Here is a 17,590-nt window from a genome sequence, read left to right as displayed (position 1 = left end):
TACCGCAGCTCCGGAAGGAACAGCATGGCCAGTATCGAGCAGGTGAAGGCCGCGCTCGCCCAGGCAGCCGAGCAGAGCAACGCCACCACGAACCAGATCCGGGCGGCCATCGACGGCACCGAGCAGGTGCTCGCCCGGCTGCGTTCGGTCGCCGCCGGCACCGGTCACCCGGCGATCGGCGAGGCCATCGCCCGCGCCGAGCAGAGCAAGCAGCGGTTGATTGAAGCGGCGACGACGCTTCAGGGCAGTACCCAGGCCGCCCGGCAGTACATCAGCGTCCTGGGCTGACCGTGAGCATCGGCGATGTCAAGGCGGTGTTCGGAGAAGGTGAGCATTCCCTCGACCAGGCCACTACAACGGTCGAGGGCATCGGAACCGTTCTCGAGGATGTGATCCGCCTTGTGGTGGCCACTCTCGATGGCAGCCATCACGAGAAGGCTCAGGCAGCCCGCGGAGCGTTGTTGGCCGCGCAGCGCGAGGTCGATCTGACCCTGCGGACCATCAAGAGGGCGAAAGCCCATGCATCATCGTTTGTCACCGGACTCGGATGAGCGGCCTCATCGCCCAGGTCGTCGCCCAGCTCAACTCCGCCATAAAGGATCTAGACGCTCTCGCCATCCAGGCCATCCGTACACAGGCAGACATCGAGCAGGCGACAAGCCGCTTCGTTTCCGGCGGTAAGGGCAGCAGCCATCCGAGGGTTCAGGCAGCCATCAAGGACAGCCAGACGTCAGCAGCGAAGGCTGGCCGACTCGGACGGTTGAGCAGCGTCGCCGCCGATCACCTCGCCGACTACGTCAACGCGATTGCGCCGGGCTCGGCGACTCCCCGGAGTGCGGCCGAGGGGGCATCTCCCACCGGCGAAGACCTGCTCGCAGACAGTGAGAAGCGAGAACTGGCGCGCAAGAACGTCGGGACGTTCCTCAAGCGCGCGGTCCGCAACGCGGACGAGTTACAAGATCAGGCAGCCAGCGCGACCCGGGCCGTGCAGCAGACAGTCAAGGTGGTGCGAAATCCAAGCGGCGCGGCTGGCTCACATTCCACTGGCACGGCGACCCCAAGTGCACCCGACCCGACAGTACGGCCAAAGATAGACGCACCGGATGCTGCCGGAAACCTCGTCGTCGTCGGCCTACTGGCTGGCGTGGCAGTCCACCGGATCACAGCAATCGTCAAGAAGAACATTCCGAGGATAAGGAGGCGTGGCCGTGACGAAACTGGGTGAGTTGATCCAGGCAATGGCGCGGGGCGACTGGGAGACAACCGACGCCCTCATCGCTGATCTTGACCGCGCCAACTGGGCGGGGGGCCTCCAGGTGATCGGTGCCGCCTTCGCCATCGCCGTCAACCGACGCTTCGGAGCAGACGCCACACCTGCCGACATCGCTCAGTTCGTGGCCACAGCTCGGGCCAGCTATGAGGAGGGCGACAGCATTCCCGCACTTGAGACCGAAGGGCTGATCCGCGCGGCCCTCGGCGAGCCAGAACTTGCCGACAACATAGCTCCGGACGTGGCGCTCGGTGCAGAACTGTTCGTCCTTACCCGACTCCTGCAGGAAGCCAGCCTGACGCCGGAGCAACTTGACGCCTTCGTCGCCGAAGCGGAACAGACCGCTGCGGAGTACATGTAAGTCCCGAGCCTCTAGTGCCAGGATCAAGGTCATGATGCGGTTGATCGCCGACAACGCATGGGATGGCTTGGAACGGTATGTGCAGCAGGCGACCCGTAAGCGCGTCGCCATCGCATACATCGGTCCAGCAGCCAGGGACCTGCTCAACCTGCAACCCGACGACATGATCATCATCAACGGATCGGACGCGACGCTCAGGGCTGGCCTGGTCGATCCGACCGTGATCGGCGACTGGCTCGCCAACGGTGTAGAAGTTCGTTCCCTTCCGAATCTGCACGCGAAGGTGATGCACCTGAAGGGCAGGACAACGCGGATCGTTGTCGGCTCGGCCAACGCATCGGCGCACTCTCGCGACTCCCTGTTGGAAGCGACCATAGTCACCGACGACGCAGGGCTGTGTGACCAGGTCGCTGAGCAGCTGGACGTATGGCAGGCCCGGAGCGAGGAGATCGATCAGGCGTGGCTGAAGCGCGCACGAAGCATCTACCGCCCTCCGGTCTCGGTGCCAGCGCCTCGCCGCCCCAAGCAGCCACCACGCCTTTGGCTGGGCATGGCCGTTGCTGAGACAGCTGCCCTGCCGCCCCAGGCCATAGCCGTGGTCGAACGTCTTGACCAGCGCCACGGACAGGGCAGTGTCTTCCCGTGGCGGATGAACCCGGGCGACGACAAACTTGTTCACCCAGGCGACGAGGTTGTGCTGGTCGACGTCGGTCCGGTCGAGCGGAAGCCCCGCAAGAACTCTCGGGTCTGGCCTCCCGCCACGGTGGCGCGAGTGGTGAGCGATAGGCGCGCCCCTGTGGCCGTCCTTGTCTGGCACCAACATCCTGACGGCATGGGGTCGCGTACCTTCGCTGAGGTCGAGGAGACGGTCTGTCCCGCACCGGGTTTGATGGAGACATCGAAATCTGGGAGGAACATCAGCGATGCCCGCACCGAAGAAGTACAACGATGAGCTGCGTGAGCGTGCGACGCGGTTGGCGGTCGAGGCTCGCCGGGACCCGGCCAGCGCGATAGGGGCGATCCGGCGGATCGCCGGTCAGCTCGGGATTCATCCGGAGGCGTTGCGGACGTGGGTGAAGAAGGCCGAGACTGACGCCGGTGACCGTCCGGGCACCACCAGCAGCGACGCGGAACGCCTCGCTGCTTTGGAACGGGAGGTGCGTGAGCTGCGGCGGGCCAACCAGATCCTGAAGTCCGCGGCGAGTTTCTTCGCGGCGGAGCTGGACCGTCCGTCGCGATGAAGGTCGACTTCGTCGACTCCCAGAAGGCCGAATACGGTGTCCAGCCGGTCCTGCAGGCGCTCGAAGACACGCCGGCACAGATCGCACCGTCGACCTACTACGCCGCTAAGACCCGCCCTGCCTCGGCCCGGTCAAGGCGCGACGAGGAGTTGACCGCGGTGATCGAGCAGGTCCACGCGGAGAACTACGGCGTCTACGGCGCTCGCAAGATCTGGCACGAGCTGCGTCGGCGCGGTGTGCGAGTGGCCCGCTGCACCGTCGAGCGGCTGATGCGCGAGTCCGGGCTGCGCGGGCTGCTGCGCGACAAAGCGCCGCGTACGACCCGGCCCGCAGCCGAGACCAGCCGACCCTCTGACCTGGTCAAACGAGACTTCACCGCACTGCGGCCGAACCAGCTGTGGGTCGCCGACCTGACCTACGTGCGCACCAGCGTCGGCTGGGTGTACGCCGCGTTCGTCCTCGACGTGTACTCCCGCATGATCGTCGGCTGGCAGGTGTCGACGAACCTCTACACCGACCTGGCCCTCGACGCGTTGAAGATGGCGATCTGGCGCCGCGAACATCAGGGCGCTGACCTGGGCGGACTCGTGCATCACTCGGACCGCGGAGTCCAATATCGAGCGATCCGCTACAGCCAGCGCCTCGCCGAGGCCGGCGCTGTCGCCTCGGTCGGCTCCCGGGGCGACTCGTACGACAACGCGATGGCCGAGGCATTCAACTCGCTCTACAAGGCCGAACTCGTCCGCAACCGAGGTCCGTGGCGTGGACTCGACGACCTGGAGATGGCCACCGTCGAGTACATCGACTGGTACAACAACCGCCGGCTGCACGGCGAACTCGGACACGTCCCACCCGCCGAACACGAGGCCCTACACGCGATGACCCACCCGGTCACCGCACCCCTGAAAACCAGCTAACCAACTGTCCATCAAACCCGGGGCTTGACAGTCCGAAGGTCCGGCACGGAGATCGACTGGAATCACCCCTTCCCACCTATGTCGCCTACATCCACCGCCCTGCACGCTCTATGGACGTAAACCTCAGGGCAACTCGGGCACGCTCCGCATCAGGGTCAGGGCGGAGCGGTCGGAGCTGAGCGCGGCCGCTGGCCAGCCAGTTCTAGCGGCAGAGGCCGGGTGAGGTGGGTTGCCTACGTGGGCGGAGCAGGCTTGCCGGTGCGGCACGCCGCCGCGAGCAATTGGATCGTTCCATGGACCCTCGCACCGTAACTACGTGCGACTTTGGTGGCCTGCCGATCGTCGGTGATGGCGATGCCCTGCCGCATCTCGGCAGCGGCCAGGACGGACGCCTCGCCCCAGGTTGCGCTCATCGCCACCATGCCTCCCGGCCCAGGTCGCGAAGCACCTGATCTCGGAAAGAGCGGCCAACTGGGCTTTGTCGAGTCAGGTCGCCTCGTGTCGGCGTACGAGTTGCAGTGCAGGGCCGCGTACGCCGCCGAGTAAGCAGCGGCCATCGGCAAGTTCAGCGGCGAGCTGATGGTCGAGCCACCCGCGCACAGAAATCATGAACTACACACAGTGACGTTCGCCGAGCACCGGTGGTGTCCGACTTTGCCGATGTGCGTGTGTTCACGGTGAGGGCTGTCTCGTCCTGCGTTATGGTTCGTCCGGGTACCGAAACGTGGTCGTGCCGTCCCATGGAGAGCGCCATCATTGCTTGGTGACCAGCTTTCCTGCGCAGGCGCGCCGCGTCCGCGACAGCACGCTCCCTCCGCAGCGCAGGCTTTACGCATTGCGGGAGTGCGCTCTGCACTGCGCCCCGTACGGATTCCGCGCCACCTGGCACCACCTGGTCGTCGCCGCCCGTATCCCACGCAGTCTCACCGACGATCTCGACGCGCTCGTGCGTGCCGCTGACGAACTGCAGCGCACACGCGACGTGGTCGTGCCGCGTGCGCAGGAGTACGCCGCCCTGCGGCGTCGAGAGAAAGCCACTGGCAGGCGACTCCCACGGACGCCGACACCCTGGAACTCGTGGGGCTGGTCCCAGATCGCCTACTGCCCCGACCCTGAGCATCACCCGACGGGACCTCTCGCCACGGTCGTCCAAGCGGTCCTCGATCGCCACGACGCCGGAATCAGCATCGACAGGCACTGCCTGGCATGCGGCGCCGAAAGGCGCCGCCCGGGCCGCGCATGCCCGACCTGTGGCGTCCATCCGGACGGCCCCGCCGCACGCTGGCGTGCCTCCGCCACTGAGGAACGCTGGCAAGGAATCTGGCACCGTGAGCTGGACGACCAGCCGACGCCGCTCGTCCCCTGAGTTCGAGGTGCCCGGATCTGGCTCCCCTCTGTGTCAAGACACCGCCGAGAGGAGAGTTCTATGCTGGGTTTCGGCGGGTCTGGGAAGTGACTTCTCCGAAGAGCTGGCTTGGGGATGAGAGTCGGTCACGCTGGAGTCGGTAGTCGTTCCCCGTTGTCCTCCCGGGCCCGCCGCCGTGGCTACCGCGTCGCTGATCATGGTTCGGTAGACGATGTCGGACAGGCGTCGTTTCAGGGCGCGCATGGCTTCCATCGAGGTCTTGCCGGCGGCTTTCTTCCGGTCGAAGTAGGCGCGGCCTTCGGTGGGGTTGCGCAGCTGGACGGTGGCCATGATGTGCAGCACCCGGTTGATCTGCCGGTTCCCGGCACGGGACAGCCGGTGGCGTACCTGCTCGCCGGAGGAGGCGTCGATGGGGGCGGTGCCGTTCCAGGAGGCGAAGTGAGCCCGGTCGGGGAACCGGGTGATGTCGGCGACCTCGACCAGCAGCCGGGCGGCGCCGGAGGGTCCGATGCCGTGCAGGTCCATCAACGTGGTGCCGGTGGAAGCGACCAGCTCCTTCAGTTCCTTGTCGGCTTCCTTGGAGCGTCGGTAGATCCGTTCGAGGTCGGCGATCAGCTCCGCGGCGACCCGCCGTCGGGCCTTGCCGACCGCGTCGCGGGGCCGGACCGTGGCCAGCAGTGTCTTGGCCTGGGCGGCGGACAGACTCTTCTTCGCCCCACCCGGGATCAGCTCCAGCAGCAGTTGGTGCAGCTGGGACACCATCCGGGTGTGGTCGACACCGAGGCAACGGCGCCGGTCGACCAGGATCCGCAGCAAGGCAAGCTGCTCGTCGTTGACCACCGGGCGTAGTCCGGTCATGCGGGTGCCGACCAGCGCGATGGAGTGGGCGTCGGTGGCGTCGGTCTTGCGGCCCTGCCCGGTGGCGAACACCCGCGCCCTGGCGGACAGCTTCGGTGGAACGTCGACGACCTGCTCGCCGTCGGCCAGCAGCCGGTTGGCGATGTGCCGGCCGATGCCCTGACAGCCCTCGATCGCCCACACCCGGTGCGGCCACCGACCGGCGTACTTTCGCATCGCCGTGTAGCCGTCGCGGTCGGTGTCGAACCGGCCGCCGCCGACGACGGTCTCGTCGCCAGCCATGACCTCGATCGTTGCCGAACGCTTGTGCGGGTCCATCCCGATGACCACACGATTCGGTGTGACAGTCAACGTGTCCTCCGATGCTCGATCCACCTGGGTTGTCGAGCCGGGAGGGCAACGCTACTTCGAGCCGAGCAAACCCCTCTTGAGCCTCTCCCCGCCCTGGGGCGACGCCCGGGCCGCGCAGGCCAAACGAGAGCCACACGACCAGCGTGGGCAGCCGCAATGAGAGCGGCAACCCGGGCGCCTCGACCGAAGCCTGGCCGGGCAACGGTCGCAGGTCAATGAAACAAGTAAGCCGCGATCCGGGCGCTAGCCCACGTCCACCGATTACTCATCGTGAGTCGCGGACCTGGGTCGTCGGGCCGGCCGCCATCGCAGCGTCTCGATGCTTCGCGCCCCAACCTCTGCACATCTGGCGTACCCGACTTTGCACCGGAATCCGTACGCCGACACCTCGCACGTCGCGAGCAGCTCTGGAGGAACGGCTGCACCCTCCCGCAGCTCTTCCATGACCACCTGCGTTGTCCAGCAGTCCGCGCCTATCAACAGGTCTTGCAGGACGTCCAACCGGTCAGCAAGGGTGAATCGTGTCGAGGACGAAGACGGGCTGTGGTGAACCGCTCACGGGGGAAGCTCCGTGTCGTTCTCCTCCGGTAGGTCCGCGTCGGTGATCTGGCCGTACATCATTTCGACGGCCCTGGCCCGGGTGATCCGGTTGCCCCGCCACGCCTTGATGACGGCATGTGCGTAGCCTGGCGGCACCCGCACGGCCATCAGGTCGGGTTCGGGTGCCCAGCCAAGCGCCTCCATGAATTCCGCGCGGATAGGTCGCGGAGAACTCCACGCACTGCGCGTCGCGGCATCGATGATCTGGGCCTGCTCCGCCTGCCGCAACGCCAGCATCCAGGAGGTGCGGTATCGCGCGGCGTAGCTGATCAGCATCTCTCGGGTCACCGGCCCGGCGGCTTGGGCACGAGCTATCGCGTCGATCGGCAGCAGTAGTTCGCCGGCGAAGGCGTCGATCACCAATTCGACTTAGGGCCAACACGATGCGAAGTTGGCACGTCACGGCAGCTCGGGCACTCGGTCCGCGGGCGGGGTGTGCTGGCCTGGTACGACCGCACGCGGGTGGGAAAGCCTCTGCCAGAAGAACTCCAGCGCCAGCGCCTTGATGAAGGCGCGCTGCTCGTTGTTGGCTGCCGCGCCGTGCCCGCCCTCGATGTTCTCGTAGTAGGTGACATCGTGGCCGTACTCGCGAAGCAGGGCGGTCATCTTGCGAGCGTGGCCGGGGTGCACCCGGTCGTCGCGGGTGGAGGTGACGAACAGGACCGGCGGGTAGCGGACCCCTTCGCGAACATTGTGGTACGGCGAGTATTCCCGCAGGTAGGCCCAGTCCTCGGGGGCATCTGGGTCGCCGTACTCGGCCATCCAGGAGGCACCGGCCAGCAGCCGGTGGTAGCGCCGCATGTCCAGCAGTGGGACGTGCGCGACGACGGCGCCGACCAGCGCCGGATACCGGGTCAGCATCGCCCCCATCAGAAGGCCGCCGTTGCTGCCGCCCTCGATGCCCAACTGTTCCGGCGTGGTGATGCCCCGCTCGGCCAGGTCACCGGCCACCGCCGCGAAGTCCTCGAACGCCCGGGGCCGGTTCTCCCGCAACGCCGCCCGGTGCCACCGCGGTCCGTACTCGCCGCCGCCCCGGATGTTCGCGACCACGTACGTGCCGCCCCGGGCCAGCCAGCCCCGGCCGATGAGCCCGGAGTAGCCGGGGGTCTTCGAGATCTCGAAGCCGCCGTACCCGGTCAGCAGCGTCGGTCCGGCGGGCGCGGCCGGATCCCCGACCACGAAGTACGGCACCCGGGTGCCGTCGGCGGAGGTGGCGAAGAACTGTCGTACGGTCAGGCCCTCGGTGTCGAAGAACGCCGGTGCCCGTTTGAGGGTTTCTACGGTGCCGCCGATCCGCCCGAGCCGCAGCGTCGCCGGCTGGAGGAAGCCCTCCGAGGCGACCAGGTAGGCGTCCCCGAGGTCCGGGTCGGTCTCGACGAGGTAGCCCTCTTCGTCGGCCGGTACTCCCGGCAGTGGTGCCCGCCGCCACTCACCCTCACCTGGGGTGAGCACCCCCAGTGTGCTGCGTACGTCGGTGAGGGTGGTCAGGATCAGGTGGTGGCGGGTCCAGGTGTAACCACTCAGCGCCGTACGGTCGTCGGGCTGGAACAGCACCGTCAGGTCCCGGCTGCCAGCGAGGTAGGCGTCGAACCGGGTCGCCAGCAGGGCACCCGCCGAGTAGGTCGACTCGCCCACCTGCCACGGCGTACGCGGCCGAATCACCAACCATTCCCGGTGTACGTCCCAGCCGGCGTCCTCGGGCACCTTGATCCGAACCCGTTCGCCCGCCCCGGTCAGCAGGAAACTCTCCGAGCGGAAGAAGTCCAGGCGGCGACGGACGAAGTCGCGCGCGAAACCGGGCGTGGGGTCGCGCCAGCCGTACGCGCTGACATCCTCGTGGGACACCTCGTACACGACTTCGGCCTCGGCCAGTGGCGTGCCGCGTCGCCACCGCCGCACCTGTCGGGGATAGCCGGATTCGGTCAACGACCCCGGTCCGAGGTCGGTGCCGACGTAGACGTGGTCGGCGTCGATCCAGCCGACATCGGTCTTGGCCTCGGCGACGGTGAAACCGTCGGCCACGAAGGCCCGGTCGACGAGGTCGTACTCGCGCACCACCACCGCGTCCGCGCCCCCGCGGGACAGGCTGATCAGGCAACGCCGGTGCTCGGGCGGCAGCGTCGTCGCGCCGCCCCAGACCCAGTTCTCGCCCTCCCGCCCGGCCAGCTCATCGAGGTCGAGCAGGACATCCCACTCCGGCTCGGCACGGCGGTACTCCTCGAGGGTCGTCCGCCGCCAGAGCCCGCGCGGATGCGCCACGTCCTGCCAGAAGTCGTAGTAGAAGTGGTCTCCGAGCCAGCCCGGATAGGGGATGCGGTCGTCCGAGTCGAGAATCTGCCGGATCTCGGCCTGCCGCGCGGCGAATGCCGGGCCGTCGGTCAGCGCCGCGACAGCCTCCGCGTTGCGTTCCCTCACCCACCGGACGGCCTCCGCGCCATCGATGTCCTCAAGCCAGTGGTATGGGTCTGCGCCCGACGAGTCTTCACCCATCCACCGACTCCTTCACCACTGACGACGACCATCGCCGCAGTACACAAAGTACAGTCCCCACTACCGAAGGCTGAGACCAACCACATGGGCATATCTGGCGGAATTTTGCGTACGCCCGGCTCTTCTCACCCGCAACCGCGCAGATCGCTGGACAGCCATTAGATATCAAGATCACGGCAAGTTGATATCATCGCGTGAGCGCCGCACTGAGCTGGAGGAACTCGTGTCCAGGACGATCCTCGACGTCGATGACGAACTGCTTGCCGAAGCCGCCAAGATCTTCGGCACGACCACGAAGAAGGCGACCGTCAACGCGGCCCTGAAGGCCGCCGTCGATCGGGAGAAAAGGCGTGAGTTCGCCGACTGGCTCAAGAGCGGCGGTCTGCCGGACCTCACCGGCCACCCCGACTCGACGCCGGATGCTGCATGAGTCGAGAGCTGTACCTGCTCGACAAGTCCGCGCTTGCCCGCTGGCCCAAGCCGGCCGTCGCGCCGGTGCTCGATGAGTTGTCCGAGCGCGGACTGTTGGCGGTGTGTGGCGCGATCGAGATCGAGGTGATTCAGAGCGCACGGACGGTCAAGGAAGCTCAGCGGGCGCGCTGGCTGCTCGGTGGCTTCCACTGGCTTGCCACGCCGGACGAGGTCTGGGACCGAGCGGTCGAAGTCCAGCTCCAGGCACTGCACAAGGGCAATCACCGGGCCCTCCCGATGGCTGATCTGGTGATCGGCGCGACCGCAGAGCGGCACGGTGCCACCGTGCTGCACTACGACGGCGACTACGACATGATCACCGCGATCACCGGCCAGCCCACCACCTGGGTCGTCCCGGCCGGGACCGCCGACTGACCATCGGAGCTGGTCGAGCAGCGGAGGCGAAACGCCATCGATCGCTGCGGTGAGCAGGTCGCCCACCCGACGTACGGCATGGGTTTAGCCTCCGGGGGTATCACCCAGGCATGAGGGCGAGTTTCGGGCTCGGTCGGATCGCGGGCGTACCGGTCGGCGTGAACTGGAGTGTCCTGTTCATCTTCGCGCTGATCTGGTGGGGGTTGTCGGCGAACCTGTTCCCGGTGTCGTACCCGGGCCGCTCGGCGCTCGCGTACGTCTTCGCGGGTCTGGCGGCGGCGGTGGTCTTCTTCCTGGGCCTGCTCGCCCACGAGGTGTCCCACGCGGTGGTGGCCAAGCGCAACGGGCTGGACGTGCAGGGGATCACCCTGTGGCTCTTCGGTGGGGTCGCCGAACTACGGGGCGAGGCCCGTACCCCGGGAGCGGAGCTGCGCATCGCGGGCGTCGGGCCGCTGGTCAGTCTGATCATCGGGGTGTTCTTCGGGGCGATCGCGATAGTGCTCAGCCTGGCCGGGGTGCAGGGGCTGCTGCTGGGCGCGATGGCCTGGCTGGCCGGCATCAACCTGCTGCTGGCGCTGTTCAACATCCTGCCGGCGGCGCCGCTGGACGGCGGGCGGTTGCTGCGCGCGGCGGTGTGGAAGGCCACCGGGGACCGGACCCGCGCCTCGGTGGTGGCGGCCCGGGCGGGTTGGGTGCTCGGCGTACTGCTGATCGGGCTGGGGTTGTTCCGGTTCCTCACCGGCGCCGGTTTCGGTGGGCTCTGGTTGGCGTTGATCGGCTGGTTCCTGATCGGCGCGGCCGGCATGGAGGAACGGCAGGCCCGGGTGGGTGACGCGCTGCGTGGGGTACGGGTGGGCGAGGTGATGACCCCGCAGCCGCAGACCGCCTCGGGTGAACTGACCGTGGCGGACTTCGTCGACAACTACCTGTTCGCGTACCGGCACACCGCGCTGCCGTTGACCGAGGACGGGCGGCCGATCGGCCTGGTCACCCTGGACCGGGTCCGCGGCGTGCCGGGCGACCAGCGCGGCAGCACCACCCTGGCGGCGGTGGCCTGCCGGGCCGAGGACCTGGTCCTCGCCTCCCCCGACGAGCAACTCACCGACCTGCTGCCCCGCCTGAGCGAGTGCGCCGACGGCCGAGCCCTGGTGGTCGTCGAGGGCCAACTGGTCGGCATCGTCTCCCCCAGCGACATCAGCCGCGCCGTCCAACGCGGCCACCTCCGCGACCAGGTCACCGCCGGCCGCTAACATCGCCGATCTTGCACTTTTCGTCGGTGCATACGGGGACGAAAGCCGTGTTTCAGCGACCAAAAGTGCAAGATCGACGGGGACAGGGCGGGCGCGCGGGCGCGGCGGGGTCAGTTCAGGTGATCGGCGGGGGTGGTCTGCAGCAGCCAGGACAAGGGCATTCGGGCCCGCTCGGCGTACCGGCCGGTGGCGTCGAGTTCGTGCAGGGTGACCGTCTGCGCGCCGTCCCGGTCGACCACCCAGTACCGGGGGATGCCCGCGCGAGCGTACTCACGGACCTTCGTCACCGAGTCCATCGCCTCCGAGCCGGGTGACACGATCTCGATCACGAGGGCGATGTCCCCCACCGTCGACCACACCCCACGTCGGGGCGGCTTGTGCCAGACGGTGAGGTCGGGAATGCGACCGCCGTCCCCGTCCGGGCCGGGGATCCGTACGCCGACCGCCTGGAGCACCTGTTCCGCGGGCCAGCCTGCCATGATCAGCCAGGCGAAGATGCGGCTGGCGATCGCCGCATGCTCCGAGTCGGGCAGCGGCATGACCGACAGGACCCCCTCGGGGCTTGTCTCGTAGCGGTGGCCATTCGGATCGGCAGCGTTCATCGCCGCCACGTCGTCGAGGGTCACGACGGCGGGCATGTGCATGCCGACAGCCTCAGCGCCCATGTGGCCCACCCTAGGCGAGGATCGACACCGGCTGACGCAGGCGCGTTCGCGGGCAGGCCAGCGGGAGGAGCACAGGCAGTCAGCGGGGGAAGAGGGGGTTGAGGGTGGGGGTGTGGAACTTGGCGGTGGGGTCCAGGTGGTGCAGCAGGGCGGCGAAGTCGGGCCAGCGGGGGTAGGTGGCGGCGATGTCCTCGGGGGCGGTGGTGAAGACCTTGCCCCAGTGTGGGCGGGGTCCGTAGGGGGCCAGGGCCCGTTCCACCTCGGCGACCACCGGCAGCACCCGGGCCGCGTCCGCGATCCAGGTGAAGTGCACCGCCAGGCTGTCGCGTTCGTACTGCGGGCTTAGCCAGAGGCCGTCGGCGGCGATGGTGCGCAGTTCGCTGATCTGCAACACCGGGGCGATCAGATGGGCCACCTCGTCCAGGGCGGCCAGGGCCTCGGCGGCGCAGGCCCGGGGCAGGTGGTACTCGGATTGCAGCTCCTCGCCGCTGCTGGGGGTGAAGCCGAGCCGGAAGTGCGGCAGCCGCTCGTGCCAGGGCCCGACCGCGCCGAGCTGCTCGGTGCAGTTGGCCGGGGGCATCCCGGGCACCGGATGACAGGGCCGGTCGGCCGCCGTGCTGCCGAGCCAGCCCGCCGGGGGCGCGGGCGCCTCCGCCAGCTGCTTGCGCCAGACCTGGGTGCCGCGGGTCGAGCGCCAGTCGGTGAAGACACTGACGCTGTACGCGGACCCGAGCGCCTCGTCCAGGGCCGCGCGAGGCAGGTCGAGGTGGACGTACTGGCGCAGGTCGAAGGTGGGCAGCACGTCCAGGGTGACCCGGGTGACGATGCCCAGGGCGCCGAGGGAGACCACCATCGCGGCGAAGTCGTCGCTGCCCCGGTGCACGGTACGCAGTTCGCCGGTGGCGGTGACCAGTTCCAGGGCGGCTACCGCGGTGGCCAGGTTGCCGATGCGCTCGCCGGAGCCGTGGGTGCCGGTGGCCACCGCACCGGCCACCGAGATGTGCGGCAGGGAGGCCAGGTTGGCCAGGGCGTACCCCCGCTCGTGCAGCCAGGTGGCCAGGTCGCCGTAGCGCATCGCGGCCGGGACCTCGACGGTGGCGCGTTCCTCGTCCAGGTGCACGGTCTGCGGCAGTCCGGCCAGGGTGACCAGGTCTCCGGTGGTGTCACCGAGCCGGTTGAAGGAGTGTCCGCTGCCCACCGCCCGGATCCGGTCGCTGCCGGCCACCAGGGCCGCCAGTTCCTCGACCGAGGTTGGCCGGTGGTAGGCCCGGGCGGAGTACTGGATGTTGCCGGCCCAGTTGCGGTGCGTCGGCACTGCGCCCCCCTTCGCCGCGCCGACGGTTACCGCCGGCTTCGTCGGGGAACCCTACGCCGATGAGCAGCTACCGTGATCCCGCCCCCAGGGGCGATGTGTACCCCTCCGAGGAGGAGATCGATCCGGGCGGCAGCGGGGTCGAGCCGGCCAGCGGCCCGACCGGGGCGTACGCCTCGGTGGAGGCTAGCCAGCCGGGCCCGCAGCCGAACCCGACGCCCGCACCGGCGCCGACGCCGGTGCCGACCCCCGGGCCGCCGCCCCGCCTTCCGGGCGGCGGCCGGTCGATCGTCAGTCGACATCTGGACGGCTCCGTGCAGGTCGTCACCGATGTCGACGGCGACGGGGTGGCCGATGTGGTGCAGTTCGACCTCGACGGTGACGGGGTACCGGACGTCACCTACCTGGACAGTGATCGGGACGGTCGGCTGGACACCGTGCTGCGCTCGTCGTCGCGCTGAGTTCAGAGCTGGGGCATCACCTCGGCGGCGACCAGGTCCAGGTGGTCCAGGTCGCCCAGGTCCAGCACCTGGAGGTAGATGCGCTGGCTACCGACGGCGGCGTACTGGCCGATCTTGTCGACGACCTCGGCGGGGGTGCCGGCCAGGCCGTTCTCGCGCAGCTCGTCCGGCTCCCGGCCGATGGCGGCGGCCCGGCGGGCCACCTCGGCCTCGTCCTTGCCGCAGCACAGCACCAGCGCGTTGGACCAGACCAGCTCGGTCGGGTCCCGGTCGATGCCCTGGCAGGCGGCCCGGACCCGCTCGAACTGGGCCTCGGTGTCGGCGATCGAGACGAACGGCAGATTGAACTCGTCGGCGTAGCGGGCGGCCAGTCGGGGGGTACGCTTCGCGCCCTTGCCGCCGAGCAGGATCGGCGGGTGTGGCTGCTGCACCGGCTTGGGCAGCGCGGGTGAGTCGCTGACCTGGTAGTGGCGGCCGGTGTAGTCGAAGGTCTGACCGGAGGGGGTCCGCCACATCCCGGTGATGATCGCCAGCTGCTCCTCCAGCCGGTCGAACCGCTCCCCCAGGGCCGGGAAGGGCATGCCGTACGCGCTGTGTTCGGCGTCGTACCAGCCGGTGCCGATGCCCAGCTCTACCCGTCCCCCGCTCATCTGGTCGACCTGCGCGACCGTGATCGCCAGCGGACCGGGGAACCGGAAGGTCGCCGCGGTCATCAGGGTGCCGAGCCGGATGGACCGGGTGTCGCGGGCCAGCCCGGCCAGGGTCGTCCAGGCGTCCGTGGGGCCGGGATCGCCACTGACCGACCCCATCTTCAGGTAGTGGTCCGAGCGGAAGAAGGCGCCGAAGCCGGTCTCCTCGGCACGCCGGGCCACGGCGAGCAGGTCGTCATAGGTAGCCCCCTGCTGGGGCTCGGTGAAGATCCGCAGTTCCATGAGGTCGAGCATAGAAAGCCCACGGCCCCACCGCCCCGACTTGTGCCGGCGGTGTGGGCCCATCTGGGTTCGGGCACGGCGGGTCGCCGCTCCCGGGGTGAGTCTCCGGTTGTTCCGAGCGAAGTGGACGCAAATCTTTGCAGTGATTGCAGCGGTCCGCAAGGGCTTGTTCCTCATACGAGCGACTTGTGAATCAGAGGTTCCCAAGCATCGATGGCCCTGTTACGGTCACGCATCATCGCAAGTTCTTGCATAACTTGCAGGAAACCCTGGTCATCACCACCTCTGCCTGACCGTCCCCCGAGGAGGGCCCGTGCGAGTTCCCCGTCCCCGCGCCGCGATACCCGCGGCCCTGGCCGCGACACTTGTCGCGGCCGGTCTAGCCGTCGCCGCCGCCGGCACCGCCCCCGCCAGCGCAGCCGAGGTACGCGCCAACGGCGACGCCATCGTCCACCTGTTCCAGTGGCGGTGGGACTCCGTCGCCGAGGAGTGCGAGTCGAATCTCGGCCCCAACGGTTGGGGTGGCGTGCAGGTCTCCCCGCCCCAGGAACACGTGGTGCTGCCCAGCGCCGAGGGCGCCACCTACCCGTGGTGGCAGGACTACCAGCCGGTGTCGTACCGGCTGGACGCCACCCGGCGCGGCACCAAGGCCCAGTTCGTCGACATGGTCGAGCGCTGCCGCGCCCAGGGCGTGAAGATCTACGTGGACATGGTGCTCAACCACATGAGCGGCACCGGCTCGACCAACAGCGGCCCCGGCAGCGCCGGCACGGTCTACGGCAAGTACAGCTACCCGAACCTGTTCAACGACGGTTCCGGGGACAGCTACGGCTACGCCGACTTCGGGCCCTGCTACCGGAAGATCAACAACTGGGGCAACAAGCAGGAGGTCCAGGACTGCGAGCTGCTCGACCTGGCCGACCTCAACACCGCCGACCCGGAGGTACGGCGGAAGATCGCCAAGTACATGAACGCGGTGATCGACCTGGGGGTGGCCGGGTTCCGGGTGGACGCGGCCAAGCACGTCCAGGAGTCGCACCTGGCCGACATCATCAACCGGCTGCGTGACGTGCCCGGCTTCGGCGGCCGTCCGGACCTGTTCCACGAGGTGTACGGCGACGGCACGATCCCCTACACCGCGTACGCCCCGTACGGCGGGGTGACCAACTTCGACTACCAGCGGGCGGTCTCGTCGGCCTTCCGGGACGGCAACATCGCGCAGTTGGGCAACCTGCCCGACTACGGTGGTCTGACCGGGCAGCAGGCCGTGGTGTTCATCGACAACCATGACACCCAGCGGGAGAACCCGACCCTCACCTACAAGAACGGCGCCCGCTACTACCTGGCGGACACCTTCATGATGGCCCACCCGTACGGCCGACCCCAGCTGATGTCGAGCTACGCCTTCGGCTCGGTGCACGGGCAGGGCCCGCCGAGCAGTTCCAACGGCACCACCCTGGCCACGGACTGCACCAGCAGCGCCTGGATCTGCGAGCACCGCGACGCCGGGGTGGCCGGCATGCCGGGCTTCCGCAACGCGGTCGCCGGCACCGGCATCGGCTCGGTGGTCACCGACGGCAACGGCCGGCTGGCCTTCGCCCGGGGCAACCGGGGGTACGCCGCCTTCAACGCCACCGGCAGCACCTGGAGCCGCAGCTTCAGCACCTCCCTGCCGGACGGCCGGTACTGCAACGTGGGTAGGGGCGCGTACGACCGGTCCACCGGGGCCTGTCCGGGCGGCGCGGTGACCGTCTCCGGTGGCAGCTTCACCGCCGCCATCCTGGCGGATCAGGCGGTGGCCCTGCACGTCGAGGCCCGCCTGGACGGCCCGACCCCGACGGCCACTCCGACGGTCACTCCCACCACTTCCCCGACCGTTTCCCCGACCCCGACGGCCAGCCCCTCGCAGCCGGCCGGGTCGACCCGGTTCACCGCCACGGTCACCACCAACCCGGGCCAGGAGGTGTACGTCGTCGGGTCGGTCCCGCAGCTGGGTTCCTGGAACCCGGCCAACGGGGTGAAGCTGTCCACCACCTCGGGCAGCTACCCGACCTGGAGCGGGTCGGTCGACCTCCCGGCCGGTACCGCCTTCGAGTGGAAGCTGGTCAAGGTCGGCAACGGTGGCGTGCAGTGGGAGAACGACCCCAACCGCACCGGCACCGGCGGGCAGGCCTTCTCGGTGAGCTGGAACCAACCGGCCGCCAGCCCGCCCAGCCAGGCCACGGTCTCCTTCCAGGCCACCGCCACCACCGTGCCGGGTCAGCACCTCTACGTCGTCGGGGACCTGCCCGCCCTGGGTGGCTGGGATCCGGCCAAGGGGGTCCGGCTCTCGCCCTCGGCGTACCCGGTCTGGACCGGGCAGCTGACCCTGCCGGCGGGTACCGCCTTCTCCTACAAGTACGTCAAGCGCACCGACTCCGGGCAGGTGATCTGGGAGTCGGGTGCCGATCGCACCGCCACCGCGTCCGGCTCGCTCAGCCTGACGGACACCTGGCGCTGACCGCACCCACCGCGCGGCCCCTCCCGAAACCCGATCGGGAGGGGCCGCCCCCGTTGCCCACGGTGAGCCGTCGCGTCCTCCGGTGCACAGCCGGTCGTCGTGTTCAACCGGTCGTGCTGTTAAAAGGGGGCCCCTGCTCTACCGCAGGCGTTAACAAGGGGCCCTTTCTT

At 68.8% G+C, this 17,590-nt stretch carries 18 protein-coding genes; 12 read left to right on the top strand and 6 right to left on the bottom strand.

All coding sequences use genetic code 11. The features are described from left to right. Positions 1 to 24: 24 nt before the first annotated feature. The 7 genes from OIE53_RS00765 (at position 25) to OIE53_RS00735 (ending at position 5,155) form a co-directional block, all read left to right on the top strand. The gene (locus tag OIE53_RS00765; protein ID WP_327024609.1) at positions 25 to 288 is read left to right on the top strand and encodes a hypothetical protein; all 264 of its coding nucleotides are present in this window, start codon (positions 25 to 27) and stop codon (positions 286 to 288) included. Positions 289 to 290: 2 nt separating this feature from the next. Further along, positions 291 to 551 (top strand): hypothetical protein, encoded by a 261-nt coding sequence (locus tag OIE53_RS00760; RefSeq protein WP_327024608.1) that lies wholly within the window; start codon positions 291 to 293, stop codon positions 549 to 551. After that, a complete protein-coding gene (locus tag OIE53_RS00755; protein ID WP_327024607.1) occupies positions 548 to 1,225 on the top strand; it encodes a hypothetical protein in 678 nt (225 codons plus the stop codon). Before OIE53_RS00760 ends, OIE53_RS00755 begins: the two co-directional genes overlap by 4 nt. After that, positions 1,209 to 1,631 carry a hypothetical protein gene (locus OIE53_RS00750; protein ID WP_327024606.1) on the top strand — a complete coding sequence of 141 codons (423 nt, stop codon included), beginning with the start codon at positions 1,209 to 1,211 and terminating at the stop codon, positions 1,629 to 1,631. The genes OIE53_RS00755 and OIE53_RS00750 overlap by 17 nt, the downstream gene beginning before the upstream one ends. 31 nt (positions 1,632 to 1,662) lie before the next feature. Further along, positions 1,663 to 2,583, top strand: a complete 921-nt coding sequence (locus OIE53_RS00745; protein WP_327024605.1) for a hypothetical protein — start codon at positions 1,663 to 1,665, stop codon at positions 2,581 to 2,583. After that, positions 2,555 to 3,789, top strand: a protein-coding gene (locus OIE53_RS00740; protein WP_327021974.1) for an IS3 family transposase whose coding sequence is annotated in 2 segments (ribosomal slippage) — positions 2,555 to 2,834 and positions 2,834 to 3,789 — 1,236 coding nt in all. Because the reading frame shifts where the segments join, the coding sequence is not laid out codon by codon here. The genes OIE53_RS00745 and OIE53_RS00740 overlap by 29 nt, the downstream gene beginning before the upstream one ends. Positions 3,790 to 4,552: 763 nt before the next feature. After that, positions 4,553 to 5,155 carry a hypothetical protein gene (locus tag OIE53_RS00735; protein ID WP_327024604.1) on the top strand — a complete coding sequence of 201 codons (603 nt, stop codon included), beginning with the start codon at positions 4,553 to 4,555 and terminating at the stop codon, positions 5,153 to 5,155. Between the two features lie 33 nt (positions 5,156 to 5,188). Here the strand turns inward: OIE53_RS00735 and OIE53_RS00730 are convergent, their stop codons facing one another. From OIE53_RS00730 to OIE53_RS00720, 3 genes are all read right to left on the bottom strand, one after another. Continuing rightward, entirely contained in the window at positions 5,189 to 6,331 is a 1,143-nt protein-coding gene (locus tag OIE53_RS00730; RefSeq protein ID WP_442791366.1) for an IS110 family transposase, read from the bottom strand. A gap of 588 nt (positions 6,332 to 6,919) precedes the next feature. Next, positions 6,920 to 7,324, bottom strand: coding sequence for an ImmA/IrrE family metallo-endopeptidase (locus OIE53_RS00725; protein ID WP_327024602.1), 405 nt, complete (start codon positions 7,322 to 7,324; stop codon positions 6,920 to 6,922). 39 nt (positions 7,325 to 7,363) lie between these two features. Continuing rightward, on the bottom strand, positions 7,364 to 9,454 hold the full coding sequence (locus tag OIE53_RS00720) for a prolyl oligopeptidase family serine peptidase (protein WP_327024601.1): 2,091 nt from the start codon (positions 9,452 to 9,454) through the stop codon (positions 7,364 to 7,366). 223 nt (positions 9,455 to 9,677) lie between these two features. On the opposite strand from OIE53_RS00720, the gene OIE53_RS00715 reads away from it, so the two are divergent. The 3 genes from OIE53_RS00715 (at position 9,678) to OIE53_RS00705 (ending at position 11,550) form a co-directional block, all read left to right on the top strand. Next, positions 9,678 to 9,884 carry a type II toxin-antitoxin system VapB family antitoxin gene (locus OIE53_RS00715; protein WP_327024600.1) on the top strand — a complete coding sequence of 69 codons (207 nt, stop codon included), beginning with the start codon at positions 9,678 to 9,680 and terminating at the stop codon, positions 9,882 to 9,884. Beyond that, entirely contained in the window at positions 9,881 to 10,300 is a 420-nt protein-coding gene (locus OIE53_RS00710) for a PIN domain nuclease (RefSeq protein ID WP_327024599.1), read from the top strand. Before OIE53_RS00715 ends, OIE53_RS00710 begins: the two co-directional genes overlap by 4 nt. Before the next feature lie 110 nt (positions 10,301 to 10,410). Then, positions 10,411 to 11,550: a site-2 protease family protein gene (locus OIE53_RS00705; RefSeq protein WP_327024598.1), complete on the top strand. Its 1,140-nt coding sequence runs from the start codon at positions 10,411 to 10,413 to the stop codon at positions 11,548 to 11,550. Between the two features lie 110 nt (positions 11,551 to 11,660). Here the strand turns inward: OIE53_RS00705 and OIE53_RS00700 are convergent, their stop codons facing one another. Together OIE53_RS00700 and OIE53_RS00695 are read right to left on the bottom strand one after the other, a co-directional pair. After that, positions 11,661 to 12,215, bottom strand: a complete 555-nt coding sequence (locus OIE53_RS00700; protein ID WP_327024597.1) for a Uma2 family endonuclease — start codon at positions 12,213 to 12,215, stop codon at positions 11,661 to 11,663. Between the two features lie 79 nt (positions 12,216 to 12,294). Continuing rightward, positions 12,295 to 13,530: an FAD-binding protein gene (locus OIE53_RS00695; RefSeq protein WP_327024596.1), complete on the bottom strand. Its 1,236-nt coding sequence runs from the start codon at positions 13,528 to 13,530 to the stop codon at positions 12,295 to 12,297. 59 nt (positions 13,531 to 13,589) lie between these two features. Here OIE53_RS00695 and OIE53_RS00690 point away from each other — a divergent pair, with 59 nt between their 5' ends. Then, the gene (locus tag OIE53_RS00690; RefSeq protein ID WP_327024595.1) at positions 13,590 to 13,988 is read left to right on the top strand and encodes a hypothetical protein; all 399 of its coding nucleotides are present in this window, start codon (positions 13,590 to 13,592) and stop codon (positions 13,986 to 13,988) included. 2 nt (positions 13,989 to 13,990) lie between these two features. Here OIE53_RS00690 and OIE53_RS00685 read toward each other — a convergent pair whose 3' ends face one another. After that, positions 13,991 to 14,920, bottom strand: coding sequence for an LLM class F420-dependent oxidoreductase (locus OIE53_RS00685; RefSeq protein ID WP_327024594.1), 930 nt, complete (start codon positions 14,918 to 14,920; stop codon positions 13,991 to 13,993). A gap of 313 nt (positions 14,921 to 15,233) precedes the next feature. Between OIE53_RS00685 and OIE53_RS00680 the strand changes: the two genes are divergently transcribed. Next, a complete protein-coding gene (locus tag OIE53_RS00680; protein ID WP_327024593.1) occupies positions 15,234 to 17,420 on the top strand; it encodes a carbohydrate-binding module family 20 domain-containing protein in 2,187 nt (728 codons plus the stop codon). The last annotated feature ends 170 nt before the right edge of the window (positions 17,421 to 17,590 follow it).

The sequence above is a fragment of the Micromonospora sp. NBC_01739 genome (genome assembly GCF_035920385.1).
Lineage (GTDB): Bacteria > Actinomycetota > Actinomycetes > Mycobacteriales > Micromonosporaceae > Micromonospora.
The sequence above is the reverse complement of the archived record's forward strand: the minus strand, read 5'-3'. Positions and strand labels throughout refer to the sequence as shown.